Below are 26340 nucleotides of genomic sequence, written 5' to 3'. Positions count from 1 at the left end.
GTCACCGGCCCAACGGATGCAGGGTGGGAACGGCCGAGCATGTGCGGGTGCCAGGGTGTCGTGAGACCGATGCTCGCGGCCGGCGGTCGATCGTGAGGACGACATGTGGGTACTGAGCCCGTGGACATCGCCCTGGCTGCGATGCGAGTGGATGACAGGTCGGTGAGACTAGACTGCTCCGGCGAGTGGTTGAGGGAGCACTCCGGCCGTGTGTCGGTTTGCGGAGTCCGGATGGCGGCGGCGGACGAGGTCCGCGACGGCTTCGCCGAGCACGCGATCGTCCCGGACGCGGCAGTGCCCTTGACCCCTGCGCGACTCAGGCGTCTGGTGCCGTCCCTTGCCGGTGCCGACACCCCGCCGGGCCTGTGCCTGGGCTTCGGCCGGCTTCGGGACTGCGAGGGCGTGGTGGCTGCTGCCGCGGCCGAGGCCCGGCAAGCGAACTTCGTCCCTCATCAGGGATCCTCGTACAGGCTCGGTCTGCACCGAGCACGGCTGGTGGACGTGCTCCGGGCCCGGCCGGGCACCCGCACGACCACGGTGATGGATCCGAGGATCACCCAGTACTCGGAATCCGGCCCGGCCCGATGGGTGGGGCTGCACTACGACAACACCCTCACGGAAGCCGGCGAGGGTGAGCGGTACCCACGAGGCATTCGCGTCGAGTCCTCGGAACAGCGTGTCCTCCACAACATGGGGCCAGGGTCACGCGCAGTCGTCGTCGCGCTGAATATGTCCGCCCTCCACCTCTCCGACCGGGTGAGGCACGGAGACAGCGGCAATATCCCGACCACCGCGCAGTTGCGGGAGTTTCTTGTCGGGCACCCGTCCGAGGTGTCGAGGATCGTGTGTCTGGTCTGGACGATCGAGGTGGGTGACCTCGTCGTCCTGCCGGCGGGAACAGCGTTGCACGACGGTTCCATGGTGGGGCTTCGGATGCCGTCCAACGCACTGGTCTTCGCCGGGCAGTTTCCCCGCGGGGCGTTCGGCTGAATCAGGACAGCGTGCCACATGTCGCCCCGCGGGCCGCCCTCACGTCGAAACGACTTGTCGGCGAGGCGGCATCGGCATTGCCGATCCGGTGCGACCCATACATCCGGTTTGCCCGTCATGGACAGTGGGAGGCGGGCGCCGCTAACCTGTCGAGAACCATTCTGAGATGGGTGTGGCCTCATGGCAGACCGTAACGATCCACGTCCATCCCAGGGGATGCACAACGAATTTCCCGGGACGGCTGATAACGTCATACAGGCACGGAAAATCGTTGGAGATGTCCACATTCACTCCGCGCAGCGCGGGCCGTTGGTCGTTCCCCGACAACTTCCTTCAAGGCCGACCCACTTCACCGGCCGGACGGTCGAGTTGGCCCAACTCGACGCGTTCCTCGCTCACTATGGTGCCGGACTGCAGTCCACCGTGGTGATCTCGGCCTTCGCCGGCGTCGGCAAGACCGCCCTGGCCGTTCACTGGGCCCATTCCGTGCGTGAGCGCTTCGCCGACGGTGACCTGCACCTCAACTTGCAGGGCTACGACACAGGCCCTCCGCTCTCCGCCCATCAAGCCCTTGAGTACTTCCTCGTGAGTCTCGGTGTCCATGCGGCCAGCATTCCGGCCGATTTGGACGGCAGGACGGCGTTGTACCGGCAGGTCACCAGTGCGCGTCGCCTCGTCATCCTCCTGGACAATGTGCGTAGTGCCGCCCAAGTGCGGCCGCTCCTCCCCGGGTCGTCGTCCTCGCTGGTACTGGTGACCAGCCGCAGCCAGCTGGGTGGCCTGGTTGCCCGGGAGGGAGCGCATCGCATCGACCTCAAGACCCTCACGTCCGAAGAGTCGGTGGATCTGTTGCGATCCATTCTGGGCAGGGAGCGTGTGGACGCGGAACCTCACGCGTCCGCCAGGCTGACCAGCCGTTGTGTCCAGCTCCCTCTGGCCCTGCGCATCGCTGCCGAACGGGTGGCGATCCACCCGAGCCTTTCCTTGGAACACCTCGCGACCCAACTTGAGTCTGGGAATCGCCGACTGGACGCGCTGGCTACCTACGACGACGACGAGTCGACCGCGGTCAGGGTGGTCTTCTCCTGGTCCTACCGTGATCTGTCTGCGGAAGCGGCACGCACGTTCCGCATGCTGTCCCTCATCCCGGGTCCCGACTTCAGTGTTGCGGCGGCCGCTGCCGTCACCGGCCGCTCATTGGGGGAGACCGTTCGCTATCTGGGGCGGCTGGTCGGTTCTTACCTGATCGAGGTCGTGGGACCGGATCGGTACCGATTCCACGACCTGCTGCGTGACTACGCCTGCGAATGCGCTTCGGATGACGACGAGCAGACCCGCTCGGAAGCGGTGAAACGGCTCCTGACGTGGTATCTGCTGTCGGCGCAGAAGGCAGCACTCCAATTGGCCCCCCGGTCGAGATCCAGCGCTGCCGGCGCCTCAGGGGGAGACGACCCAGCGGGCCTGCCGGTGCAGAACTTCCCTACTCAGGCCATGGCGACAAAGTGGTGCGAGCTGGAGATCCTCAATCTCCTTGCCGCTTGCCGCCTGGCCGTCGATGCCGGTGAGTACGCCGTCGCGTGGCAACTTCCCCTGGCCCTCAGGTGGTTCTTCCAGCTACAGCGGCCGACCACCGACTGGGTCGAGGCTTGCCAGATCGCTGTGGGCGCGGCTGCACGCCTTCGGGACCGGCAGGCGGAGATGAACGCGCTGCGCAACCTGGGAGCTGCTTTCGCGTACTGCGCACGGTTCGAGGAGAGCTTGCAGAGCAACACCGAGGCGCTGGCCGCGTGCCGCGAGCTCGGCGAGGACGAGGGGTGGTGCCTCAACAGCATCGGGGACGCCTTGTCGTGGCTCGGTCGCTCTGAAGAGGCCGCCGACATCCTCACCGAGGCTCTGGCCGTCGCCGAACGGAATGGCAATGCCACCTTGGCCGCACACTCCCTGGAGAACCTCGCGCCTGCCTACCGCGCCTTGGGGCGCAATAACGAAGCGATCTCCTCGCTACAGAGGTCTTTGTCGATCTTCCACGAGCTGCAGTATCCGTTCGGAGAAGCTTTGGTGCTCGACAAACTGGCCGACACTCACCTGGCCTTGGGGCATTTCGACGAGGCGGCAGACTTCGGCTTGCAGGCGCTGGCTTTGCACGTGGCCGTGGGTAACCGCCTACATGAGGCGGCTACGTTGCGCATCCTCGCGCGGGCGCATCAGAGCAGCGGCCGGTTGCTGGAGGCCAGGGATCACTTGCGCCGGGCCGTGGAGATCTTGGAGGCCCTCGGCCACCCTGACGCCATAGGGATGAGGGACGAATTGGGCTCCCTCTGACCAGGGGCGGCCGACGATCCGCGACAGAACGAGCTCGGAAGGAATGAGCGCATGTCGCCCGGCCGCTACTTCTGGCCCGACGCGTCGCGGAGGCGGCCGTATTCCTCCGTCATCGCCTGCGTCGACCAACCGGCGTTCAGGCCGCTGGGGTTGGGCAGGGCCCAGATCCGGGTGCCGCCGACCGTGCGTTCCTGGGGGCCGATGCGGGCGCGGGGCTCGGCGAAGGCGACCCGGTAGGCGGTGACGCCCACGACGGCGAGCCAGCGCGGCTCGTGGCGCAGGACCCTCTCCGTCAGCAGCCGCCCGCCCTCCAGCAGTTCGTCGCGGGTCAGTTCGTCGGCCCGGGCGGAGGCGCGCGCGACGACGTTGGTGATCCCCAGCCCGTACGCCAGGAGTTCGTCCTGCTCCGCGGGGTCGAGCCGGCGCGGGGTGAAGCCGGAGGCGTGCAGCACGGGCCAGAAGCGGTTGCCGGGGCGGGCGAAGTGGTGACCGGTGGCGGCCGACATCAGCCCGGGGTTGATGCCGCAGAAGAGCACCCCCAGGCCGTCCGCGATCACGTCGGGGATGACGCGGTCGCGGGCGGCCTCCAGCTCGTCCTGGGTGGGGCGGGTGCGCCCGACCGTGGTCAGAGGATGGCCCCGGGGGTGTAGGCGGCCGCCTGCGGGTGGCGCTCGGCGACCTCGCCGACCCGGCGTACGACCTCCGCGACCTGGTCCGCGGCCGCACCCGTGAAGGAGAGGCGGTCGGCCATGAGCGCGTCCAACTGGGCGCGGTCGAGAGGGATGCGCTCGTCCTCGGCGAGCCGGTCCAGCAGCTCGTTGCGCTCCACGCCCTTCTCGCGCATCGCCAGCGCGGAGGCGACCGCGTGCTCCTTGATGACCTCGTGCGCCAGCTCGCGGCCGACGCCGGCCCGCACCGCGCCCATGAGCACCTTCGTCGTGGCGAGGAACGGCAGGTAGCGGTCGAGCTCGCGGGCGATGACGGCCGGGAAGGCGCCGAACTCGTCGAGGACCGTCAGGAAGGTCTCCAGCAGGCCGTCGAAGGCGAAGAACGCGTCCGGCAGGGCGACCCGGCGCACCACGGAGCAGGAGACGTCGCCCTCGTTCCACTGGTCGCCGGCCAGCTCGCCCACCATCGACGCATAGCCGCGCAGGATGACCGCCAGGCCGTTGACGCGCTCGCAGGAGCGGGTGTTCATCTTGTGCGGCATGGCCGAGGATCCGACCTGGCCGGGCTTGAAGCCCTCGGTGACCAGCTCGTGGCCGGCCATCAGGCGGATCGTCTTGGCGAGCGAGGACGGCGCGGCGGCCAGCTGCACCAGCGCGGTGACGGCGTCGTAGTCCAGCGAGCGCGGGTAGACCTGGCCGACGGAGGTGAAGACCTCGGAGAAGCCGAGGTGCGAGGCGATCCGCCGCTCCAGCTCGGCGAGCTTGGCGGTGTCGCCGCCGAGCAGGTCGAGCATGTCCTGCGCGGTGCCGACCGGGCCCTTGATGCCGCGCAGCGGGTAGCGGCCCAGCAGGTCCTCGACCCGAGCGAAGGCCACCAGCAGCTCGTCGGCCGTGGTCGCGAAGCGCTTGCCGAGGGTGGTGGTCTGGGCGGCCACGTTGTGCGACCGGCCGGCCATGACCAGCTCCGCGTACTCGGCGGCGAGCCTGCCGAGCCGGGTCAGCACGGCGACGGTGCGGTCGCGCACGTGCTCCAGGGAGAGCCGGATCTGCAGCTGCTCGACGTTCTCGGTGAGGTCGCGCGAGGTCATGCCCTTGTGGACGTGCTCGTGCCCGGCGAGGGCGTTGAACTCCTCGATGCGCGCCTTGACGTCGTGCCGGGTGACCTTCTCCCGCTCGGCGATCGACGCCAGGTCGACCTGCTCCAGCACCCGCTCGTAGTCCGCGAGGGCCTGCTCCGGCACCTCGATCCCCAGGTCCTTCTGGGCCCGCAGCACGGCCAGCCACAGACGGCGCTCCAGCACCACCTTCTGCTCGGGGGACCACAGGGTGGCGAGCTCCGCGGAGGCGTAGCGGCCGGCCAGGACGTTGGGGATGCGGGGCTTGGAAGTCACGTAGCGAGATTCTACTGCGCGTCGGCGCAGGTCAGCGCCCCGCACCGGTCTATGCGCGTAGCGCCGTGGGGGCCCGGGAGTGCCCGGGGGTACGCGGGCTGGGTCCGTTCGTCGCCGGACCGACCACCGAGGGCCACCCGGAAGGCTTACGGCGCCCGATAGGCCTGGCGGAAGGCCCGGGGCCCGCGCGACCTCCAGCCCGCCCGCCTCCCCGGCGGCAACGCCCGCCCCGGGCGGTCCCGGCGGTGCTGACGTCCGGACCTGTCACGACTGCCGGTCATCCGTCCGGCTCGGCCCGCGCGAGCTGGTGGAGATCGCGCCAAGCAGGCGCCCTGGTCGGTGGTCGACGGCAAGTTAGGTCATGCGCATGCCGTCATGGCCGAATGCGATCTAGTCGCCCGGACATGATCTCCATAGCGTTTCCCCGACCCGGATCCGCAGATGAGGGGAGGGCACATGCGCGACATCGGATGGCCGGCGAACGACATCCAGTGGGGCTCCTACGACATCAACTGGTAGACCCCGCACATGACGAAGGCGCCCCGCCGTCCCGTGGGCCGGCGGGGCGCACCCGCGGGCCGGGCCGTGGCCAGGTGTTCCCGCATTGTTGCCCGCGGCGGAACGGACGGACGGGGGCTCGTCGGACCTCTTGCCGTGGCGCCGCCGGGGCCCGCTCAGAGCTCGAACGGCACCAGTTCGGCGCGCTTGGGCGGCAGGCCGTCGCCGGAGGAGCGGCCGGTCAGGCGGCGGCCGATCCAGGGGACGAGGTGCCGGCGCGTGAAGCGCAGGTCGGCGGCGCGGCGGGCGGGCCACGACAGGGGCACGTACGTGGGGAGCGGCTCGGTCCAGTCGAACTGCGGGGTGTGGCCGAGGGTCTGCCAGACCGCCTCGGTGACGCGGCGGTGGCCCTCGCCGTCCAGGTGCAGCCGGTCGTCCGCCCACAGCCGCGGGTCGCCCAGCACATGGGCGCCGTACAGGTCCACGACGAGCGCGTCGTGCCGGGCGGCGAGGTCGTCGACGAAGCCGAACAGCTGCTCCATGCGGGGCAGGAATCGGGTCGCGACCGGGCCCCGGCGGGCCGGGCTGCGCATCAGCACCAGCTGCCGGCAGTTCGGCGCCAGCCGCTCCACCGCCTCCTCCAGCAGCGCGCACACCCTCGCCACGTCGCACTTGGGGCGCAGCACGTCGTTGAGCCCGCCCACCAGGGTCACCAGGTCGGCCTCCATCGAGGCGGCGGTCTCCACCTGCTCGTCCACGATCTGCTGGATGAGCTTCCCGCGTACCGCCAGGTTGGCGTAGCGGAAGCCCGGCGCGTGGGCGGACAGGCGCCCGGCGAGGAGGTCCGCCCAGCCCCGGTAGGAGCCGTCGGGGAGCGCGTCGGACATGCCTTCGGTGAAGGAGTCGCCGAGCGCGACGAAGCTGGTGTGGGTGGCGTTCATCTGCATGGCGCGCGTGATCCTACCGGCCCCGCGGACCGTCGCTTCAGGCGGCCGGTGCGTGGCCCACGAGCTCCTTCAGCACGTCCTCCATGGTGACCAGGCCGATGCCGCGGCCCTGGTCGTCGACGACCGCCGCCAGGTGCGCGCCGCTGGCCCGCATCGCCGCCAGGACGTCGTCCAGCGGGGTGGCCGCGACGACCCGGGTGATCCGGCGCAGGGCGCCCCGCGGGAAGGGCTGGTCGTGGCGGCTGGGGCCGAGGGCCAGGGCGTCCTTCACGTGGAGGTAGCCCAGGATGCGGCAGGCGTCGTCGGTCACGGGGAAGCGCGAGAACCCGGACCGCGCGGCCAGGCGCTCCAGCCCCGCCGGGGTTATCCCGAAGCGGGCGGACACCACGCGCTCCCACGGGACGACGACCGCACGGACCGGGCGGCGGCCCAGTTCGAGGGCGTCCTGCAGGCGGATCGCGGCGCGCTCGTCCAGCAGCCCGGCCTGGCCGGCGTCGGTGACCATCCGGGCCAGCTCGTCGTCCGAGAACACCGCCGCGACCTCGTCCTTCGGCTCGACCCGCAGCAGCTTCAGCAGCCCGTTCGCGAAGGCGTTGATCGTGAAGATCACCGGGCGCAGCGCCCGCGCCAGGGTGACCAGCGGGGGACCGAGGACGAGGGCGGTCCGCTCCGGGGCGGCGAGCGCGATGTTCTTCGGCACCATCTCGCCGAGCAGCATGTGCGCGTACGTGGCCAGGGTCAGGGCGATCGCGAACGACAGGGCGTGGATGGCGCCCTGCGGTACGTGCAGCAGGTGGAAGAGCGGCGCGAGCAGGTGCTCGATGGCCGGTTCCGCGACGATGCCCAGCACCAGGGTGCACAGCGTGATGCCCAGCTGGGCGGCGGCCATCAGGGGCGACAGGTGCTGCAGACCCCACAGCACGTGGCGCGCCCCGCGCTCCCCGGCCTCCGCGCGGGGCTCGATCTGGCTGCGCCGGACGGAGATCATCGCGAACTCGGCGCCGACGAAGAAGGCGTTCACGACCAGGGTCAGCGCGCCGATGAACAACTGCAGGAAGATCATCGCGCACCCGCCGTCCCGTCGTCCGCGTCCTGCGGGGCGAGCCCGTTCTGCGCGCGCGGCGCCGGCGAGATCAGCCGTACGTGCGCCGCACGGTGGTGCGAGTCGTCGGTGACCTCGACCATCCAGCCGTTCACCTCGACGGTGTCGCCGGTGGCGGGGATCCGCCCGAGCCGCTCGGCCACCAGGCCGGCCAGTGTCTCGTAGGGGCCGTTCCCGGCCCGCAGGCCGATGTGCGCGAGCCGGTCGGTCCGCACCGCGCCGTCGGCGTCGTAGACGCGGCGGCCGGTGCGGTCCTGGTGGATGAAGGCCAGGTCGGGGGTCTCCTGCGGGTCGTGCTCGTCGCGGACCTCGCCGACGACCTCCTCCACGATGTCCTCCAGGGTGACGACGCCCGCGGTGCCGCCGTACTCGTCGATGACGACGGCCATGCTCATCGAGCCGGAGAGCCGGTCCAGCAGCCGGTCCACACCGAGCGTCTCGGGGACCGGCACCGGCTCCCGCAGCAGCGGGGTGATGGGGTGGCCCTCGCGGCGTTCGTAGGGCACGGCCAGGACGTCCTTGATGTGGACGATGCCGATGACGTTGTCCAGGCCGCCGCGGTGCACGGGGAAGCGGGACAGCCCCGTGGCGCGGGTGATGTCGGCGACGTCCTGGCAGGTGGCGCCCTCCTCCAGGGCGACCACCTGGACCCGGGGGGTCATCACGTTCTCGGCCGTCAGCCCGGCCAGGCTCAGCGTCCGTACGAACAGCTCGGCGGTGTCGGCCTCCAGCGCGCCCGCCCGGGCGGAGTGCCGGGCGAGGGCCACCAGCTCCTCGGGGCTGCGGGCCGAGGCGAGCTCCTCGGTGGGTTCCATGCCCAGGCGGTGCAGCACACGGTTGGCGGTGTTGTTCAGGTGGCGGATCAGCGGGCCGAAGGCGGCGGTGAAGACGGTCTGCGGCGGGGCGACGGCCTTGGCCACCGGCAGCGGCCGGGAGATCGCCCAGTTCTTGGGGACGAGCTCGCCCACCACCATGAGCACCACCGTGGACACGCCGGTGCCGAGCACCAGGCCCAGCGACGCGGCCCCGGCGGCGGACATCCCCAGCGCGCGCAGCGGGCCGGCCAGCAGCTCGGCGATGGAGGCCTGCGCCAGCATGCCGATCACCAGGCCGGTGACGGTGATGCCGAGCTGGGCGCCCGACAGCTGCACCGTCAGGCTGCGCACGGCCCGCAGGGCCGCGGAGGCACCGCGCTCGCCCGCCTTCTCGGCCCGTTCCAGGTCGGTGCGCTCGACCGTGGTCAGGGAGAACTCCGCGGCGACGAAGACGGCGCAGGCCAGGGTCAGCAGCAGGGCGACGGCCAGGAGCAGCACTTCGGTCATCGGGACACCTCCGTCCCATGATCGGTCAGGCCGGGGTGGACCGCGCGCTGCAGGCGTGGGCGACGGGAAGGGAGACGTGACGGACTCGCAGGGTCGTCCATACGCCCATCGTAGGAAGCGCGGGCGCAACGGACAGCCCGGGAACGCGGCCAGGGAGGTGCGCCCCGGACCCGCCCGGCGCGCTACCGGGTGCGCTGGAAGGGCTTGGTCCAGCGGCGCCAGTGGTGCTCGGGCGCGTAGCCCGCCGAGCGCCAGGCGTGGTGGGCGCGCTCGTTGCGCTCCAGCACCATGGCGTCGCCACGCCGGCCGCCCAGCGCGGTGAAGCGCTCCTCGGCCGCCGCCAGCAGGGCCCGGGCGATGCCCTGCCGCCGCCGCTCGGGGTGGACCGCCAGCCGGTACAGATGGCAGCGCCAGCCGTCGAAGCCGGCGATGACCGTGCCGACGAGCACGCCGCCGTCCTCGGCGAGCAGCAGGGCCTCGGGGTCGCGTGCGATCAGGCGCGCCACGCCCTCCGGGTCGTCGCTGACGCTGGTGCCCTCGGCGGCCGTCTTCCAGAAGTCCAGCACCCGTTCGGCGTCGGCCGGTACCGCGTTGCGTATCCCGAGATCGTCCATGAGGGTCAGCCAACCATCCTCCAGGCCCGGGCGGCGAGCGTATGACGCCTCCCCGCGCTCCTACCCGTCTTACTCGTGCACTTCCTCGTGCCCTTCGCCTGCTTCGTCGCGGCGCAGCTCCTCGATCACCGGGGCGAACGCCTCCATCGAGGGTTCCAGCACCGTGACGTAGCTGAAGCCGAAGCGCTCGCGGCCCCGCCGCAGCTGCTCCGCGATCTCCGCGACCGTGCCGACGAGTAGCGTCGGCAGGTCGAGCAGCTCCTTCTCGTCCAGGTGCGGCGCGTGCGGGGCGAACTCCCCGGCCGCCGCCCCGCGGTCCTCGGTGATCACGACCCGCTGGACGAGGACGTTGAACTCGGGGTCGGTGCCGTACGACGTGGCGAAGCCGCGCGCGGTGGCGACCCGCTCCTCCACGGTCGTGGCGGACAGCAGCCGCAGCGTGCCGTCGTCCTTGGCCGGGTCGGCCTCGGCGCCGGTGAAGGCGACGACGGCCGCGTGCCGTGCCGCGAGGCGCAGCATGCGCGGGCCGTTCCCGCCCAGGAGCAGCGGGGTCAGGGGCGCACCGGCGCCGTCCGTTCTGCCTGATCCCGTTCCGTCCGTTCCCGTTCCGTCCGTTCCCGTTCCGTCCGTGCCGTGCGGCCCCGCGAGCAGCCCGGTCAGCGCCTCGACGGTGCGTTCCAGGTGGTCGACCCGGTCGCGGGCGGTGCCGTAGGCCAGGCCCGCGCGTTCGGACTCGGCGCGCACGTACCCCGCGCCGAGGCCCAGCTCCAGGCGGCCGCCGGTGAGCCGGGCGGTGGTGGCGACCTCGCGGGCGAGCAGGACCGGGTTCCAGAACGCGGCGTTGAGCACGAAGGTCCCCAGCCGTGGGCGCCGCGTGGCGTTCGCCGCCGCGACCAGCGAGGGGAACGGCGCGGGCCAGTCCAGGTGGTCCGGCACCTGGAGGACGTCGTAGCCGAGTGCCTCCGCCCGGCGGCACTTGCGCTCCCACGCGTCGCCCTGCGCGGGCTCGAGCAGATTCACACCGAACCGGAACCGTCGTGCCATGACCGCCCCCTCGTCCCGACCCTTCCGCCGGTCAACGACCTTCCCCGCCCGCGGGTCGCTCACTCGTGGGCGATCGCGGCGAGGACGTTCATCCTGGAGGCGCGCAGGGCCGGCAGCAACGCCGCGACCAGGCCGACCACCACCGAACCGGCCATGACCGCCCCCACCGTGGTCCACGGGACGGTGAACGCCCGCATGCCCTCCAGCGCCAGCACCTCGTGCGTGACCACGCCCCAGACCAGCCCCAGGGCGAGCCCCAGCACCGCGCCGAAGACCGCGATCACCACGGACTCCAGCCGGATCATCCGGCGCAGTTGCAGCCGCGACAGACCGATCGCCCTGAGCAGCCCGATCTCCCGGGTGCGCTCGATCACCGACAGGGCGAGGGTGTTGACGACCCCCAGCACGGCGATGATGATCGCCAGGCCGAGCAGGGCGTACACCAGGTTCAGCAGCACGGAGATCTGGGTGCGCACCAGTTGCTTGTAGTCGGCCTGGTCACGGACCTCCACCTGCGGGTACGGCTTGAGGGCCCGTTCCAGGTTCGCGCGTAGCGTGGGCTTGTCGGTGCCGGGGGCGGCGTTCACGTAGAGCGCGGCGTCCTGGCCGCGGGGGAGGAACCGCTCGGCGGTGGCCAGGCCCATGGTGAGGGTGGCGTCGTCCCCGAGCAGGGTGCTCTGGCTGGTGGTCAGCGCGCGCAGGGTGAACGTCGTGGAGCGGCCGTCGACGAAGCGCACGGGGATGCGGCTGCCCACGCGCAGCCCGTGGTGGGCGGCGTACGCCGCGGAGAGCGAGAGGCTGTCGCGGGCCAGGGCGTGCGCCGTGTCGCCCGCGGCGTAGTCCAGGTTGAGCGCCCGGTCCGCGCCGGGGCCGATCGCGGTGCCCGTCAGCTTGGTCGTGCGGTGGTCGGGCAGGGTCATCAGGACGGAGACGTAGCGCACCCGCACCACCTCCCCGGCCCCGGGCACCTTCCGGACGCGGTCGGTGATCTCCGGGGAGAAGGGCGCGAAGTGGTCGCCCTGCACGACGTAGTCCGCGCCCAGGGCCTTGTCGATCTCCTGATCGAAGGAGCTCGCCATCGACGTGCCGGCGATGGACATGCCGGTGACCAGGGCCAGCCCGATCATCAGCGCGCCGGCCGTCGCACCCGTGCGGCGCGGGTTGCGCAGCGCGTTGCGCTGGCTCATCCGCCCCACAGGACCGAACACGTGGGGGAACGCCCCGCCGAGCACCCGGATCACCGGCCGTACCAGCAGCGGCCCCACGACCACCGCCGCGATCAGCGAAAGACCGATGCCGATCCCCAGGAACGTCGCCGCGTCACCGGTGCTCCCGGCCACCGCCGCCCCGGCCAGCGTCCCCGCGGCCACCAGCGTCGCGACCGCGCCGCCCACCGCCCGCGACCGCAGGCTCCGCCCGCTCCCGGCGACCTCGGCGTCGGACAGCGCGGCCATGGGGGAGACCCGTGCCGCCCGGCGCGCCGGCAGGTAGGCCGCGACCAGCGTCACCAGCAGACCGACGGCGTACGCGGCGACCGGCACGCGCCAGCGGATGACCATCTCGGCGGCGTCGATGTTCATCCCGAACACCCCGAGCAGCCGGAAGAGGCCCGCCGCGAGTCCGACTCCGCAGACCAGGCCGACGGTGGAGCCCACCGCCCCCAGCAGCAACGCCTCCACCAGCACCGACCGCCGCACCTGTCCGCGTTCCGCCCCGAGCGCGCGCAGCAGGCCGAGTTCCCGGGTGCGCTGGGCGATCAGCATCGAGTAGGTGTTGACGATCAGGAAGACCCCGACCAGCACCGCGACCCCGGCGAAGCCCAGCATCACGTACTTGATCACGTCCAGGAAGGTGGCCAGGCTCTCCACCGCCGACTTCGCCTGCTCCGCCTGGGTCGTGTACGTGTAGCGCGGACCGAGCGCGGCGGCGATCCGCTTCTTCAGCACGTCGTCCGAGACCCCGGGTGCGGCGTCGGCCTGCACCGAAGTCGCGACACCGGTCCGGCCCAGCAGGCGGGACTGCGAGGTGGGGGTGTCGACGAACAACAGGGCGGCGCCCGGATTGGTCGTGGTGAAGGTGGCGATGCCCACGAGCCGGACCGAGAACGCGCCCGGCTGTGCCAGCACCCGCAGCCGGTCGCCGATCTCCAGGTGACGCTTCGCCGCGGTGTCGGCGTCGATCAGCGCCTCGTCGGGGCCGTGCGGCGCGTGCCCGCTGGTCAGCCGGACGGGACTGCGCGGGTTCCCCGACCAGTTGGTGGCCACGGTGAGGGCGCCGGTGGTCGGCTCCACCGGCCGGCCCTCCGCGTCGACGACGGTGGTGTTGTGCACGGTGACGTCGATCCGCGCGTCGGCGACGCCCCGTACCGCCTTCACCCGGTCCAGCAGGGACGCCGGCAGGGTGCGCACCTGGCCGGAGGCGAACTGCTGGTCCTCGCTGAAGGCCTCCGGGGGGCCCACCGTCACATCGGCGGCCGTCGAGGCGAACAGGCGGTCGAAGGTGCGGTTGACGGTGTCGGAGAAGATCATGCTGCCGGTGACGAAGGCCACCGACAGCAGGACGGCGAGCGCGCTGAGCAGCAGCCGGCCCTTGTGGGCCAGGAAGCTGCGCAGCGTCGCCCGGAGCATTTCGCCGGTGCCTAGCCGTGCTTGCGCAGCGCGTCGAACCGCTTGAGCCGTTCCAGGACGCCGTCCGCGGTGGGCCCGTGCATCTCGTCGACGATCCGTCCGTCGCCCAGGAAGAGCACCAGGTCCGACCAGGCCGCCGCGGTGGGGTCGTGGGTCACCATCACCACGGTCTGGCCGAGGGCGTCCACGGCCTCGCGGAGGAAGCCGAGCACCTCGGCGCCCGCCTGTGAGTCGAGGTTGCCGGTCGGCTCGTCGGCGAAGATCAGCTGCGGCCGGGAGGCCAGGGCGCGGGCGCACGCCACACGCTGCTGCTGCCCGCCCGACAGCTGCGCGGGACGGTGCCCCAGCCGGTCGCGCAGGCCCAGGGTGTCGATCACCCGGTCCACCCACTCCCGGTCGGGCCTGCGGCCGGCGATGTCCATGGGCAGCGTGATGTTCTCGGCCGCCGTGAGCGTCGGCAGCAGGTTGAACGCCTGGAAGACGAAGCCGACCTGGTCGCGGCGGAGCCGGGTCAGTTCGCGTTCCGCCAGACGGGTGATCTCGGTCTCGCCGATCCAGACCTGCCCCGAGGTGACCGAGTCCAGCCCCGCCAGGCAGTGCATGAGCGTGGACTTGCCGGAGCCGGACGGCCCCATGACGGCGGTGAAGCGGCCGCGGGCGATCTCCACGTCCACCGCGTCCAGCGCCACGACCCGTGTCTCGCCCGTCCCGTACGCCTTCGTCAGCGCGGTCGCCCGCGCGGCGGGCTCCGCTCCCGCCTCGATGCCCTCTGTGTCCGCTGCCGTCCATGTCGACACGCTTGCCCCCCAAGATGAGGAAGTGCGTACTTGTCCGTATGCGACCCGAGCGTAGGTCGTCGGGTGCGGTGCCGCATCGTCCCCGAGGGTGAGCGCCGGGGGCGCGCGGGCGGCCGCCGTGCGACCGCGAGTTCGTCCGGCCGAAACCGGCCGGCCGTCCCGGTACGTCTGTAGGTGCACCCGGGCAGGGCACGGTGTGGCCGGGTGGGGGACGAGGGCCAGTACCGAGGGGGGACCGAATCGATGGTGCACGCACGTATCCGGACCGGGTCCGGTGACCGCAGGCGCACGCGGGCCTGGGCGGTGGCGCCCGTGGTGGCGCTGCTGGCCCTGGCGCTCCAGGGGTGCCAGGACCCGGCGGCCGACGACGCTGGCGACGAGCCGTCCGCGACCGCGCCGGGCACCCCGGGCGCGGCGGGGTCGTCCGCGGCGTCCCCGGGGCAGCCGTCCGCGTCGTCGCCGGGCGGGACGGCCGGCGACCCGTGCGCCCTGGTGACGCAGGAGGAGGCCGAGCGGCTCGCCGGTACGGCCCTCGAACCCGGTCAGGACCTGGAAGGGACCTGCACCTACCCCGCACCGGAGTCCGGCCCGACGGCCCAGGTCGAGGTCTTCGCGGGGGAGTCGGGGAAGAACTACTACGACGCCGAACGCGGGCTCGGCCACGAACTGAAGCCGCTCGACGGCATCGGCGACGAGGCCTGGCTGGAGGACGGTTCGGTCTTCCTGCGGGTGTCCGGGCAGTGGGTCGCGATCCGGCTGGTCCGCAACGAGGAGCCGTCCCGGTTCGACGAGCCGCTCGAGGAACTGGCGCGCACGGTGGCGGGCCGCCTCTGAACGCGCTCCCCGTCCCCCCCCCCCCCCCGGGCCCCCCGGGCCCCCCCGGGCCCCGTCGGGCCCCGGGGCGCACGGGCCCAGGGCGGATGCGCCCGGGAGCCGCTTGTCACTGCTAGTGCATCGGCGCTAGCTTGAGGGTATGGCCAAGACGCAGTTGAACGTGCGGGTGGACGAGACCACCGCCGCGGCCGCCCGCGAGCGGGCCGCGCAGCGGGGCGTCAGCGTCAACCGGTACATCGAGGAACTCGTCCGGAAGGACGCGGGGGAAGCGGGCCGCAGCTTCGTCGAGGCCGCCGCCGACTTCATGCAGCGCTACGAGTCCGTCTTCGCCGAGGAGTTCGGCACGGAGCGCGAAGGACGCCGTTGACCCTGCAGATCGACCTCGCCTGGCTGCTCATGGTCGCCGAGCGCAACACCCCCGGTGACCCCCAGGTGACCGACTGGGGCGCCCTCGTCGCCGCGGTCGGCCGCCACCAGGCGGAGATATTCGGCGTCCCCGTCTACGCCGACCCCCACGAGCGCGCCGCGTGCCTGCTGCAACTGCTGGTCCACGTACCGGCCCTGGAGCGGTCCAACGCGCTCTTCGCCTCCGCGGTCGCCTACGCCTACCTGGTGGCCAGCGGCCTGAAGGTCGCCACGTCCCCTGAACGGGTGCGCGACCTGGCCCGGCTGGTCAAGGGCGGCACCGCCGACGTGCACGAGATCGCCGACGAGCTGCGCTCCTGGTGCGTCTGAGGCCCGGCCGCAGACCGGGTCGGCCGTCGTCAGGCATCGGCCTCCTGGTGCAGTTCGAGGCTGACCAGAAAGTGGATCACGGCGTCCACCCACGGAGCCGTCGCTGCCCCGGCTGTTTCCCCGTCCAAGCTCCTGGCGAGCGAGTCGAGCAGCGCCGCGGCGGACTGGAGCCCGGTACGGCGGAGTCCTGCGGCCGCCCCTGCGAGCCGGTCGCGAGCCGAAGGACCGCGGCCGCGCAGGCCGCTGTGCGCGATGTCCGCGAGGGCGGACAAGCCCGATTCGAGTGCCTGGGCGATCGGGTCGGAGGTGCGCGGAGCAGCCTCGGCGAGTGCACCCGTGCCCTCGCCCGCTTCGAGGTCGGGTACGACGAGTCCGTCCTCGGTGAGGACGGCCAGCGGGTCGAGCACGGGACGGCCGCCCTCCCGGCCCAGCAGGCCGCTCACGAATCGGACCCGGGGGCTGCCGAGTGCGGTGGCCAGCGCGTCCAGGCCGCCGGGACAGGCGGGGTTGTGGTCGGCACGGACCACCGCCGCGTTGCCCGACGGATCCCGGACGACCGCTTCGAGTCGTTGCTGGGCGGCGTCGTAGCCGACGGACTCGACGCAGGCCACGGCCAGTACCCGGGCGGTGTCGGCCTCCACCCTGGGCCGGATCAAGTGCGGTGGCCGGCCCGCCCAGGAAGACAGCGCTGCGGCGAGATCGCTGATCAGGAGGGTGTCGGGGAGATCGGCCCAGGCCGAACCGAGCGGCGTGACACTCGTGGCGGCGATGCGTCCGCGTCCGATGGTCACGGTGCGGCTGGGACTGCGGGAGATGTGCTCGCTGACGACGTTGGCCCCGGACAGCGCCCGCAGCGGGGATCCGAGCAGGCGGCGTGAAGCCAGGTCGTGGCCGGTGAGGGAGTGGCCTTCCGCCACCTCCCAGCGCTTGCGCAGGACCAGGGCGATCCCGGCGGCCGGGTGCGCGAAGTACACCTCGGCGGTGCGCTCCGACGCCGTCCGGCCGGTGACCCGGCAGCCGAGGGAGACCAGCCGTACCCGGCGCAGCGGGGTGTCGGCCGGCTCCTGCGTACCGAGCACGCCGGGGCGGTCGGACCCACCCGCGCGACGGCGGGCGTGCAGTTCGGCGAGGAGGTGGGCCACACGCCCGGCCTCGTGGTGGGCATCGCGCCCGGCGTAGGCGTCGACCTGGCGGCGCAGGTCCGCCATGATCGCGGCGGGCCAGTGGAGCGAGGCATGCGACAGCTGCGCGCCGGCGCGGGCCAATTGCGCTGCGAACACCGGGGTCGTGTGCGCGATGCCGTCCAGCAGCAACTCATCGGCCAGGGCGACGGCGGCGTCGAGCGCGTCGTCCGCGTCCGGCGCGGCGGGCGGGCGTCCGCCGACGACGACCTGCGCGTCCGCGCCGACCGCGGCGTCGCCGTCCGCGGCGCGGAAGGCCCAGACCGCAAGCGTGATCATCTCCCCGCGGCGCGGGGCCGCGGCGTCGGTGAGGGCGTAGCCGAGCTGGTGCGGGACGGGGAAGCGCACGGTGCACGTCGGCAGATCGACCGTCGGCACGGGCCGCACCGCGTTCGGGCGGTGCACGGTCGCCGAGAAGCCGCGGTCCCGAATCCGGCGCGCGGCCAGCAGAGCGGCCCGTCCCAGCCCGGCTTCGAGTGCGGCGTCGTCGAACTCGCCCGGCGACCACGCGGCCACCTCCGGGCCCGTGGGTTCGGCGGTACCGTCCAGCCGCTGGTACGCCAGTACCAGGCCGATCCGATGGCGGCACACCCCGGTCGCCCCGCAGCTGCACTCCGCAGCCTCCAGGCCGGTGCCGACGGGCAGCCGTGTCCGGGTGCCGTCCGGGTAGGTGCCGCAGACGGTTCCGTCGGCCTCGCAGCTGACGTCCGGCCCCGAGCCGGCATCCACATCCTTGGCGGCGCGCTTCACCAAGCCGCGGTTGGAGAGGGAGGCGAGCGTGTCGGTGCTGAGGGCCAGCAGATCCTCGCGCGGCGGCGCGCCGGCAGCCGAAGAAGTCGTCGTACCGCTCACCGGGCCACCTTCTCGGCGACGAACTCGGCCAGCCGCCCAGGGGTCATGGCACCCACGTGGGCTCCCTCCTGGGCCAGCCGGGCCGCGAGTGCCCGGTCGTAGTCGGGGTTGGCCTCCTCGTCCAGCGCGGCCAGGCCGAGCACGGTGGCGCCCTGCTGGACCAGGCTGCGCACGGTGCGGACCAGCCGATGGGCATCGCCGCCCTCGTAGAAGTCGGACACGATCGCGACGATGGTGCGGCGCGGGTTGTCCACCAGGTCCGCGGCGTAGGCGACGGCGCGTGCGATGTCCGTGCCGCCACCGAGCTGGACCCGCATCAGCAGCTCCACGGGGTCGGTGACGTCCGCGGTCAGATCGACCACCTGGGTGTCGAAGGCGACGAGGTGCGTGCGGAGACCGGGCAGGCTCCACAGACAGGCGGCGGTGACCGCAGAGTGGATGACCGAGCCCGCCATCGAGCCGGACTGGTCCACCAGCAGGATCAGCTGCCACTGCTGGAGGTGCCGCCGAGTCCGTGAGTGGAAGCGCGGCCGCTCGATCAGTATCCGGCGCTCCGCGGGCTGGTAGTGGGCCAGGTTCGCCCGGATCGTGCCCCGGAAATCGAAGTCCCGCGCCAGCGGCAGCCGGCTGGGGCGGCGCGAGCGGGCGCCCGCGAAAGCCTGGCGCACCTCCGGGCGCAGCCGTTCCATCAGATCCCCGACCACCGCCTCGACGATGCGCCTGGCCATCGCCAGCACCTGCGGGTTCATCAGGTGCTTGGTGCGCAGTACGGCGCGGAGCAGGGTCGCGTTCGGCTCCACGCGGGAGAGCACGTCGGGGTCGGTGACGATCTCGTTGATCTCGTACTGCTCCACGGCGTCGCGCTCGAGCCGCTCGACGGTCTCCTTGGGGAACAGCCGGTGGACGTCGTCGAGCCAGTCCACCGCGGTGATCCGGGAGGCCCCGTCACCGCCCTCCCGTCCTGCGGAGGCGCCACGGCGCACCCCGCGTCGCTCCAGGTCCGGGTCGCGGCCGTAGAGCCAGTCCAGTGCCACGTCGCGGGCGGCGGCCTGCGGGCCGAGCGGGCCCGTGCAGCGGTCGGCCGGCGCCCCCAGGATCAGCCGCCACCGCTCCAGCCCGGCGTCGGGGAGCTGCGGGGCGGAGCCGGCCGTGGGGTGGTTGCGCTCGGTCATCGCTTCGCCTGCCCGGCTCGCAGACCGTACCTGTCGAGCAGGCGGATCACGTTCTCCTCCAAGGCGCGGGCGCGGGCGAGGACCAAGGGGTCGGCGGACGTGCGCAGCAGTGAGCGGGCCGAGCCGCGCCGGCCGCGACGCTCCAGCAGATGCTCCGCGATGCGCTCGCGCTCACGGGGCGGGAAGAAGGCGAAGGCCTGCCGCAGCGCGGGCAGGCCGATCAGGAAGTCCGTGTCCGCCATGGAGACGACGATCTCGTCGAGCACGTCCAGCAGGGAGGGGCCCGACCCGTCGGCGACCGTTCCACCGCCGGCCGTCAACTCGTCCCGGGCCAGGGCGAACAGTCCGGCCAGCCAGTCGCCGAGCTCCTCGGGATCCGAGGTCGCGAGGAGACGTGCCTGGCCGACGGCGTCGTCACCGGCCGGACCGAGGGACAGCCGCAGGCCCAGAGCCGCGCCACGCAGGTCCGCGGGGGCGGCGGCGTCGGCACCGATCCGCCGGGCCGTGTCGGCCGCCGCCGTCGGGGAGAGCGTCAGAAGGCGCTCCGCGTGCCGCAGTGCGTCGCGGGCGGCGGACAGGGCCCGCAGCCGGGCGAAGTCGACGCCCTTGCCCCCGTGCAGGCCCTCGGCCAGCCAGAACACCCGGTCGACCGCCTTGTCGACGACTTCGCCGAGCAGGGGATTCCCGGCCATGCCGTACACGCGGTCGTGCCGCCACAGCTGGAGCGCGGTGGTCAGCACCGCACCAGCCGGGCCGAGCTCACCGAGCCCGCCCACGCGAGACGCCAGGGAGCCCAGCAGCTCGGTGGAGAGCGTGTCCGCACCGCAGAGCACCGCGTCGAAGAGCACCTCCGACAAGGTGGCCGTGGCCGAATCCGGCGACCCACCGGGTGTGCCCCCCGCGGACCGCACGCGCGCCGACAGCGCCACGGCGGCGGCCTCATCCAGTCGCGCGCCGTACGCACCGGCCTCGATCAGCGCGGCCTCGCGTCCGTGTGCCGGGCCGGGCTCCCAGCGTTCGGCGAAGACCGGGTCCGATCCGGTCGCGGGGCCCGAGGTGCGGACGTGCCCCGGAACGCCCAGGACACGCAGCCGGTGCAGCAACCGGCTGCGGGCGAGGCCGGCCGGCTCGGTCAGGTCGGCCGTGACCCGTTCTCCCAGGACGATCCCGCACTGCTGCAACTGGGCCGCCACATCCAGGACGAGCGGCGGGGCAGGCGTGTCCGGATGCAGGAGGCCGGTCCGGTCGCCGGTGCTCGCGGCGACCATCTCGACCACCGCCGGATCCTTGCCCGGCGTGAGCGTGCCGTGCCCGGTCCAGGGCAACGGCTGCTCCAGAGCATCGCTGATCACCGTGGCCGCCAGGCCGTCGAGCACATCGGTCCGGGCCGGCAGCGGGTGCCCTCGCATCGCGGCCAGACCCTGGGAGAGGCTCCTGGCCGCGATCAGATCGGCGGTCGACACCGGAAGGCGTCGTCCTCGCAGCCGTCCGACGACCTGTTCCAGCAGTCCGTCCGCCGCCGCAGCGGGGCCGTGCTCCCACAGCAGTTGGTAGTAGCCGGGCGAGGGCATACCGGACTGGTAACCGGCGAAGGCGTCGAGCTGGTGGAAGGAGTACGGCACCAGGAAGCTGCCGCCGACGGCCCCGGCGGGCGGTTCGGGAATCCCGGGCCACGGCGCCGACGTGGTCCCCGGTGCGTCCGTGGTGCGGACCGGTGGCGCGGCCAGCGCACGCAGCGCCGGCGTGTGGAATCCGCCGGTGACCACGAGCACCGGCCGCTCCTCCGCCCGGGCGGCCGCGGCGCGGATCCAGGAGGCCATGTACTGCTCCCGCGCCCGGTCGCCCTGTTCGGCATCGGAGTCGCCCCGAACCAGGTCGAAGTAGGCGTCGAGCCGCCGCTGGAGCCCCTCAGGACCGGCGATCTCGAACAGCCGGTCCCACAGCGCGTCGACGCAGTCCACGTCGAACCGGCTGCACAGGCGCTGGGTCGCCGCCACGTAGCGGGCCTCGGCGTCTGCGTAGCGGTTGGCCAGCGGCTCGGGGCGCCCGGTGAAGGCCGGGTGCCAGGCGGGCAGGTCGATGAAGCGCACCTGTGCGCCGACGGCCCGGCCGGACCGCAGCGCGACCCACTCGGGGGAGTAGTCGCACAGCGGTGTCCAGGACGTCGCCGTGCGCTCTTCGTCGCGGTAGTGGCTGAACACGGCGATCGGCAGCTCATGGCCCAGCAGCAGCTCGTCCAGCCGCCCGTTCATGTCGGCCGGCCCCTCCACCAGTACGTAGGCCGGCCGGAGCGCCTCGATGGTGCGGGCCACCAGGAGGGCGCAGGCCGGCGAGTGGTGGCGAACGCCGATGAAGACCGTGGTCATCAGTCGGCCAGCAGGTGTCGTGCCTCGTGGAGGGCCTGCCACTGGGCGCCGTGCCGACGCCCTGCCTGCTGGTCGAGGAACCGGCGCAGCCGGGCCAGGTCCTCCGGGCTGTCCTTGGCCGCGGTGCCGGCCAGGCAGGTGACCAGATCGGCGGCGTCGCCGGGCTCCCCGCGCAGGAACCAGCCGCGCACGCCCACCGCGTGCGCCACCGAGACGGCCTCCGCGGTGCTCATCACAGCGGAGAGCCGCTCGCCGGACGCCTGCTGCCCGCGCAGCTCGCGAAAGGTCCCCACCAGTACCTCGAGCACGTCGCGGTCCGGCGGCGCCTCCACCCCGGACCGGCGCAGCAGGGCTCCCGCCTCCGCTTCGACGAGTGCGAGCTCGGTGTCGAAGTCCGCGATGGGGAAGACCGTCTCGAAGTTGAATCGCCGCTTGAGCGCGGCGCTCATCTCGTTGACGCCCCGGTCACGGGTGTTGGCGGTGGCGATGACGTTGAATCCGCTCCGCGCGAAGACCATTCCCTCGGGACCGTCCAGCTCCGGAACGGCCAGGACGCGTTCGGACAGCAGCGAGAGCAGGCAGTCCTGCACCTCCAGCGGACAGCGGGTGATCTCCTCGAAGCGGACGATCCGGCCCTCGGCCATGCCGTGCAGCATCGGCGCGGGCACCAGCGAGCGCGGTGAAGGCCCCTCGGAGACGAGCAGCGCGTAGTTCCAGGAGTACTTGATCTGGTCCTCGGTGGTGGCCGCGCCGCCCTGGACGGTCAGCGTCGAGGTGCCGCTGACCGCCGCGGCGATCAGCTCCGACAGAAGCGACTTTGCCGTGCCCGGCTCGCCGACCAGCATCAGGCCGCGGTTGGTCGCCAGCGTCACCAGCGCGCGCTCGACCAGGGAACGGTTGCCGACGAACTTGCGGCTGATCCCGGCCTCCGCGTCCCCGACGATGAAACGGCGCGCCGCCCGCAGGCTCAGTTGCCACCCCGGCGGGCGGGGGTCCTCGTCCCGGGCCCGGAGAGCCGCCAGTTCCTCCGCGTACCTGACCTCGGCAGGGGGGCGCTGCAGCGGGGGGCCTTCCGGATCCAGGGCCCGGTCGGGCCGGGTCGCGGATGCGTCGTCGACGGCGGTCACCGGGCCGTCACCCCTTCCAGGTCGGCGAGCAGTTCGGAGGCGGCGATCGGGTCGAGGTCGCCGAAGCGCAAGGGGTACTCCCGGCTGGGCCAGTGGTCGCAGGGCTCCGTGTCCAGCCAGACCGTCTCGAAGGTCTGGTCGGGGAACATGTCGACGACGCCGACGGCGATGCCCTCGTCCAGGGCGATGACCAGGTGACAGCCCTCGGCGAGCCGCTTGGAGAACCACCGCTCGACGCCGGCGTCCTGCGGCTCCCCCCGCTCCCACCCCCGCTTGGTCAGTCCGAGCAGGCGGCCCACCGGCACCTTGCACCCCTCGAACCGGTGCAGGCGGTTGGCGGTCTCCTCCTGCGGCGTCAGCCGAAGTACCGGTCGGCCGAGCTGCGGGAAGGGCTGGAGGATCTCGTAGTCCGCGAACAGCTCGGACCACTCCGGCACCGTGTCGCCCAAGTGCAGCGGATGGGCCAGCCGGACCGTCGCCTCGGCGGCGAGCGTGAACTCGTCGTCGTCGACGTCGGCGAAGCTGCGGTCCTCGGCGACCCTGAAGGCGGTCGCCGCGCCGGCCGCGTCGGCGAGCCAGACCAGTCGGCGCACCAGGTGCCAGACCAGGGGGTGCTGCACGAACAACTCACGGAACTCCGCCGCGGTCCAGGTCCGCTGCGTGACCATGGCCGCCTCCAGACGGCGGATCTGGTCGGAGGCGATGGTGCGGACGTCCTTCTTCAACGCCGCGAAGCGTTTGCGCTCGGCCGGGGCGAGCTCCTGGTCGTCCTTGACGCCGGGGGCGGGCAGATCCTTGCGGCGCTTCCCGTCGGCGTCCAGCACGAAGGGGCGCAGCTGCTCGTCGAAGCCCACGGTGAAGCGGCGCGTGCCGTAGTCGACGACCGTCGTGCCGTCCGGGTCCAGTCCGAGATCGGGCACCAGTCGGTCCGCCAGCTGCTCGCCGGTCAGCCCGAGTCCCTCCGCCACCTCGGAGATCTTCTCCTGGGCCCGGACCTTGAGCGCCTTGAACTTCACCCGCTGGGCGACGCCGTGGAGGTGCATGAGGGCGACGTCGCTGCCGATCTCGGCCAGCACGTTCAGGCCCTCGACCGCGCGGTGGTGCGCCCCCTGACCCGGCCAGTCGCGCAGGATCGGAGTGAGCCGGCGCACCGTCTCGTCGTCCCCCAGCCGACCGAGCGCGTGCAGGATCCAGCTCTCCTTGGCCGGCATGGCCGCCTGCCGCCACTCCTCGAACAGGGCCCAGACGAAGGCGGCCAGCGAGTCGGCGCGGCACGCCTCTCCGACGACGGCGACCCCGGGGTACGGGTCACCGGGTTTCGACAGGGCGAGCATGGTCAGCACGTGGCGGACCGCCTCCTCCGGCAGTGCCTCGCCGGAGGGGAGCAGGATCTGCGGGAGGACCGAGGGCTGCACCCAGCTGGGCAGGGCCGGTATCCGGGCGGGGAGCGCGATCTCCAGGGGGTCCGCGGCCAGCGTCTCGGCGACGATCTCGGCCGCCTCGCCGCCGTGTGCCGCGGTCACGGCGGCCAGGACGGCGTCCGTCCCCTCGGCGGACGCGACCAGGCGCAACGCCTGTTCGGCCGCCTTCCGGGCCGGGCCGGGCTGCCCGACGGCGTCCGGTACGAGCAGCAGGCCCGCGTCGATCCCGTACCGGGCGAACCAGGAGCGGGCCGTCATCTGCACCGACTTGAGCCGGACCAGCCCGTCCGCCATCAACCGTGCCGCGCCCAGATCGAGGAAGGGCATCAGGAGCGGGGTGAGGTGCGCCGGCTTGGCCGAGGCCACCTTGAGGGCGAGCGGCAGCGCCGCCATGCCGTATTTGGCGACGACAGGCTTGAGGAGGTCCACGCCACCCCAGAGGTCCTCCGGCGACCACTTCTCCAGCCAGGGCGAGAGCACGTCGAGTGGGCCCTGGACGAAGAAGCGCGTCGAGTGCCACAGGCCCGATTCGCGTCCGACGATCTTGCGGGCCTCCTGGTCCCAGTCGGTCGTCCGGGGGTATTCCCAGCCCCAGGACGGGTGCCCGGCCCAACGCTCCCTTTCACCCTCGCGCCACGCCAGCCGCCGCGTGCCGTCCGGCAGCAGGCCCGTGAGCACCCGTGGCTTGAGGGGCGTTCGCCTGCGCGTCCAGGGCGGTGAGACGAGCAGCGCCGGCAACACCTCCGGTGCCGCCTCGGTGACGCGCTCGCGCGCACCGTCGAGCGACCGCACCAGCTCCGCCTCCGCGGCGCCGAGTCGCGGCAGCAGCTCGGGCAGCTGGGCGTTGTTCAGCATCACGTGCGTGTTGAGGAGTTGGCGTGCCGCAGGGGCGTTCTTCCCGTCCTTCAGGCCCGCTTCGGCGAGCAGACGCAGGGCCCGGCCCGGGTAGCGCTGCATGGCCTCCTGTATGGCGGGGCGGATGTGCTTGTTGTCCAGACGGGACAGCAGCAGCCTGAAGGCCTCGTCGGTCGGGAAGTTCGCCACCGCCATGGTGATGCTCCGGAACTGGTCGGAGTCCCAGGACCGTTCGATCGCCTCGTCGAGGAAGGGCACGCACTCCGTGCCCAGGCCGTCGGCGAGCGTGGCGACCAGTGTCACGGACCAGCCGCGCCAGACGAGTTTGGGGGCCGTGCCGAGCCGGCCGACCTGCCCGGGATCGTCGAGCGCGCAGAGCAGCAGCGGCCGGAGCACGTCACCGCCGGATCCGTATCCGGGCTCCTCGGCGATGCACTCGTCGGCCCAGCCGGGCGTGCCCGGCGCGAGATAGGCGGCGACGACCCGGCGCCGCGCGGTGGTGCGGCACTCACGCAGCGCGGTGACGGTCTCCCGGTAGCTCTCGTCGTCCGTGCAGGCGAGCAGCGCACGCACCCGGTCCGCCAGCTGACGTGCGGGTTGGGGCGTGATGTGGTCGGTCAGGCCCCGGAAGCGCAGTGTCGGGATGCTGTGACCCTGTCGATACCGCTGGCCGGCGTCGATGTCGAAGACCTCCACCACCGCCCGCGCGGCGAAGGCCGGCCCGTGGCTCGCGGCCCACGCGTCGGCGAACGGGAAATCCTCCCTTGCGGCGGGGGGCCAGACCGGCGTCACCAGGTTCGCCAGGACGGCTGCCCCGCGGGGGTCCGGCTTCCCCGCCAGATAGGCGCGCGCTGCCTTGACCAGCGCCGGATCCGCCTGCTGTGCGGCGAGAACCTGCTCGATCCAGTCCAGCTCGGCCACGATCCGTTCCTGGACCTGATCGATGGCATCCGGCGCCGGCACGGCGGCGGGCCGCCGAACCCCGCCGCGGCGCGGGTGCAGCACCCGGCGCCATGAGCCGGGCAGGACGAACGTGTCCTCGTCGGGAAGTCCGCCCTCCGGCGGCGCCTCCGGCAGCGGCTGTGATTCCGGCTTGGCCGCTGCCGCTGCCGCTGCCGCTGTCGGCTCCGGCTGCTGCGGCGCCGACGAACCGACCTCGAGGTAGCCCTTGCGCTCCTTCTCGGCGACCAGCTTGCCGAAGTGCAACGATGCCGCTTCGGCCGACCCCAACTCCTTCTCCTGGAGCCGCCCCTCGGCGCCTATCCGGCCGTAGCGCACGGTCACCAGCGCGCCGTCGACCGCCGCTTCCCAGAATTTCGCGGATCCACCACCGACAAGTTCCCAGCGCCGCACAGCAACCCCTCCCACCCACGACCGCACACCGGAGGCATCACTCGTCCGGTGATCAACGGGCGTCACCCTAGTAGTCGCCTGTGACAAGCGGTCCGGCGCAGGGGCCGTCCCTCGCCGGACGC

At 72.6% G+C, this 26340-nt stretch carries 19 protein-coding genes; 5 read left to right on the top strand and 14 right to left on the bottom strand.

Annotated features, from left to right (window positions below; translation table 11 throughout):
• The first annotated feature begins 231 nt into the window (after window positions 1-231).
• The gene (locus ABZ312_RS12035; protein ID WP_500437468.1) at window positions 232-990 is read left to right on the top strand and encodes a hypothetical protein; all 759 of its coding nucleotides are present in this window, start codon (window positions 232-234) and stop codon (window positions 988-990) included.
• Window positions 991-1170: 180 nt separating this feature from the next.
• Window positions 1171-3312, top strand: a complete 2142-nt coding sequence (locus ABZ312_RS12030; RefSeq protein ID WP_500437466.1) for a tetratricopeptide repeat protein — start codon at window positions 1171-1173, stop codon at window positions 3310-3312.
• A gap of 65 nt (window positions 3313-3377) precedes the next feature.
• Here ABZ312_RS12030 and mug read toward each other — a convergent pair whose 3' ends face one another.
• The 9 genes from mug to ABZ312_RS11985 all read right to left on the bottom strand — a co-directional run bounded on the left by mug (window position 3378) and on the right by ABZ312_RS11985 (window position 14322).
• The gene (gene mug, locus ABZ312_RS12025) at window positions 3378-3869 is read right to left on the bottom strand and encodes a G/U mismatch-specific DNA glycosylase (RefSeq protein ID WP_500437464.1); all 492 of its coding nucleotides are present in this window, start codon (window positions 3867-3869) and stop codon (window positions 3378-3380) included.
• Window positions 3870-3937: 68 nt separating this feature from the next.
• A complete protein-coding gene (purB, locus tag ABZ312_RS12020) occupies window positions 3938-5371 on the bottom strand; it encodes an adenylosuccinate lyase (RefSeq protein WP_500370968.1) in 1434 nt (477 codons plus the stop codon).
• 674 nt (window positions 5372-6045) lie between these two features.
• Window positions 6046-6816, bottom strand: a complete 771-nt coding sequence (locus tag ABZ312_RS12015) for an SGNH/GDSL hydrolase family protein (RefSeq protein ID WP_500331220.1) — start codon at window positions 6814-6816, stop codon at window positions 6046-6048.
• Window positions 6817-6853: 37 nt separating this feature from the next.
• The gene (locus tag ABZ312_RS12010; protein WP_500331222.1) at window positions 6854-7879 is read right to left on the bottom strand and encodes a hemolysin family protein; all 1026 of its coding nucleotides are present in this window, start codon (window positions 7877-7879) and stop codon (window positions 6854-6856) included.
• Complete coding sequence (locus ABZ312_RS12005; protein ID WP_500331224.1) at window positions 7876-9240, bottom strand: hemolysin family protein; 1365 nt, start codon at window positions 9238-9240, stop codon at window positions 7876-7878. The genes ABZ312_RS12010 and ABZ312_RS12005 overlap by 4 nt, the downstream gene beginning before the upstream one ends.
• Before the next feature lie 182 nt (window positions 9241-9422).
• Window positions 9423-9854 carry a GNAT family N-acetyltransferase gene (locus tag ABZ312_RS12000; RefSeq protein ID WP_500331226.1) on the bottom strand — a complete coding sequence of 144 codons (432 nt, stop codon included), beginning with the start codon at window positions 9852-9854 and terminating at the stop codon, window positions 9423-9425.
• Window positions 9855-9923: 69 nt separating this feature from the next.
• Entirely contained in the window at window positions 9924-10898 is a 975-nt protein-coding gene (locus ABZ312_RS11995) for a TIGR03621 family F420-dependent LLM class oxidoreductase (RefSeq protein WP_500437462.1), read from the bottom strand.
• A gap of 59 nt (window positions 10899-10957) precedes the next feature.
• On the bottom strand, window positions 10958-13525 hold the full coding sequence (locus ABZ312_RS11990; RefSeq protein WP_500437461.1) for an ABC transporter permease: 2568 nt from the start codon (window positions 13523-13525) through the stop codon (window positions 10958-10960).
• 11 nt (window positions 13526-13536) lie between these two features.
• The gene (locus tag ABZ312_RS11985) at window positions 13537-14322 is read right to left on the bottom strand and encodes an ABC transporter ATP-binding protein (RefSeq protein ID WP_500331231.1); all 786 of its coding nucleotides are present in this window, start codon (window positions 14320-14322) and stop codon (window positions 13537-13539) included.
• A 243-nt stretch (window positions 14323-14565) separates the two neighbouring features.
• Between ABZ312_RS11985 and ABZ312_RS11980 the strand changes: the two genes are divergently transcribed.
• The 3 genes from ABZ312_RS11980 to ABZ312_RS11970 all read left to right on the top strand — a co-directional run bounded on the left by ABZ312_RS11980 (window position 14566) and on the right by ABZ312_RS11970 (window position 15891).
• Window positions 14566-15156: a DUF3558 domain-containing protein gene (locus ABZ312_RS11980; RefSeq protein WP_500331232.1), complete on the top strand. Its 591-nt coding sequence runs from the start codon at window positions 14566-14568 to the stop codon at window positions 15154-15156.
• A gap of 139 nt (window positions 15157-15295) precedes the next feature.
• Entirely contained in the window at window positions 15296-15523 is a 228-nt protein-coding gene (locus tag ABZ312_RS11975) for a toxin-antitoxin system HicB family antitoxin (protein ID WP_499510378.1), read from the top strand.
• Window positions 15520-15891, top strand: a complete 372-nt coding sequence (locus ABZ312_RS11970) for a fic family toxin-antitoxin system, toxin component (protein ID WP_500331234.1) — start codon at window positions 15520-15522, stop codon at window positions 15889-15891. Before ABZ312_RS11975 ends, ABZ312_RS11970 begins: the two co-directional genes overlap by 4 nt.
• Window positions 15892-15920: 29 nt before the next feature.
• Here the strand turns inward: ABZ312_RS11970 and ABZ312_RS11965 are convergent, their stop codons facing one another.
• Genes ABZ312_RS11965 through ABZ312_RS11945 form a run of 5 tightly spaced genes read right to left on the bottom strand, consistent with a single transcriptional unit; the run spans window position 15921 to window position 26218 of the window.
• Window positions 15921-17924, bottom strand: coding sequence for a YehQ family protein (locus tag ABZ312_RS11965; protein ID WP_500437460.1), 2004 nt, complete (start codon window positions 17922-17924; stop codon window positions 15921-15923).
• Window positions 17921-19096 (bottom strand): VWA domain-containing protein, encoded by a 1176-nt coding sequence (locus ABZ312_RS11960; RefSeq protein WP_500358535.1) that lies wholly within the window; start codon window positions 19094-19096, stop codon window positions 17921-17923. The genes ABZ312_RS11965 and ABZ312_RS11960 overlap by 4 nt, the downstream gene beginning before the upstream one ends.
• Window positions 19093-21462 carry a DUF5682 family protein gene (locus ABZ312_RS11955; protein WP_500437458.1) on the bottom strand — a complete coding sequence of 790 codons (2370 nt, stop codon included), beginning with the start codon at window positions 21460-21462 and terminating at the stop codon, window positions 19093-19095. Before ABZ312_RS11955 ends, ABZ312_RS11960 begins: the two co-directional genes overlap by 4 nt.
• On the bottom strand, window positions 21462-22589 hold the full coding sequence (locus ABZ312_RS11950) for an ATP-binding protein (RefSeq protein ID WP_500358537.1): 1128 nt from the start codon (window positions 22587-22589) through the stop codon (window positions 21462-21464). The genes ABZ312_RS11955 and ABZ312_RS11950 overlap by 1 nt, the downstream gene beginning before the upstream one ends.
• Entirely contained in the window at window positions 22586-26218 is a 3633-nt protein-coding gene (locus ABZ312_RS11945; protein ID WP_500437456.1) for a WGR and DUF4132 domain-containing protein, read from the bottom strand. Before ABZ312_RS11945 ends, ABZ312_RS11950 begins: the two co-directional genes overlap by 4 nt.
• Between the last annotated feature and the right edge of the window lie 122 nt (window positions 26219-26340).

This window comes from Streptomyces sp. NPDC006207, assembly GCF_040613835.1.
Lineage (GTDB): Bacteria > Actinomycetota > Actinomycetes > Streptomycetales > Streptomycetaceae > Actinacidiphila.
Note: the sequence above shows the minus strand (reverse complement) of the source record. Positions and strands in the feature narration are given on the sequence as shown.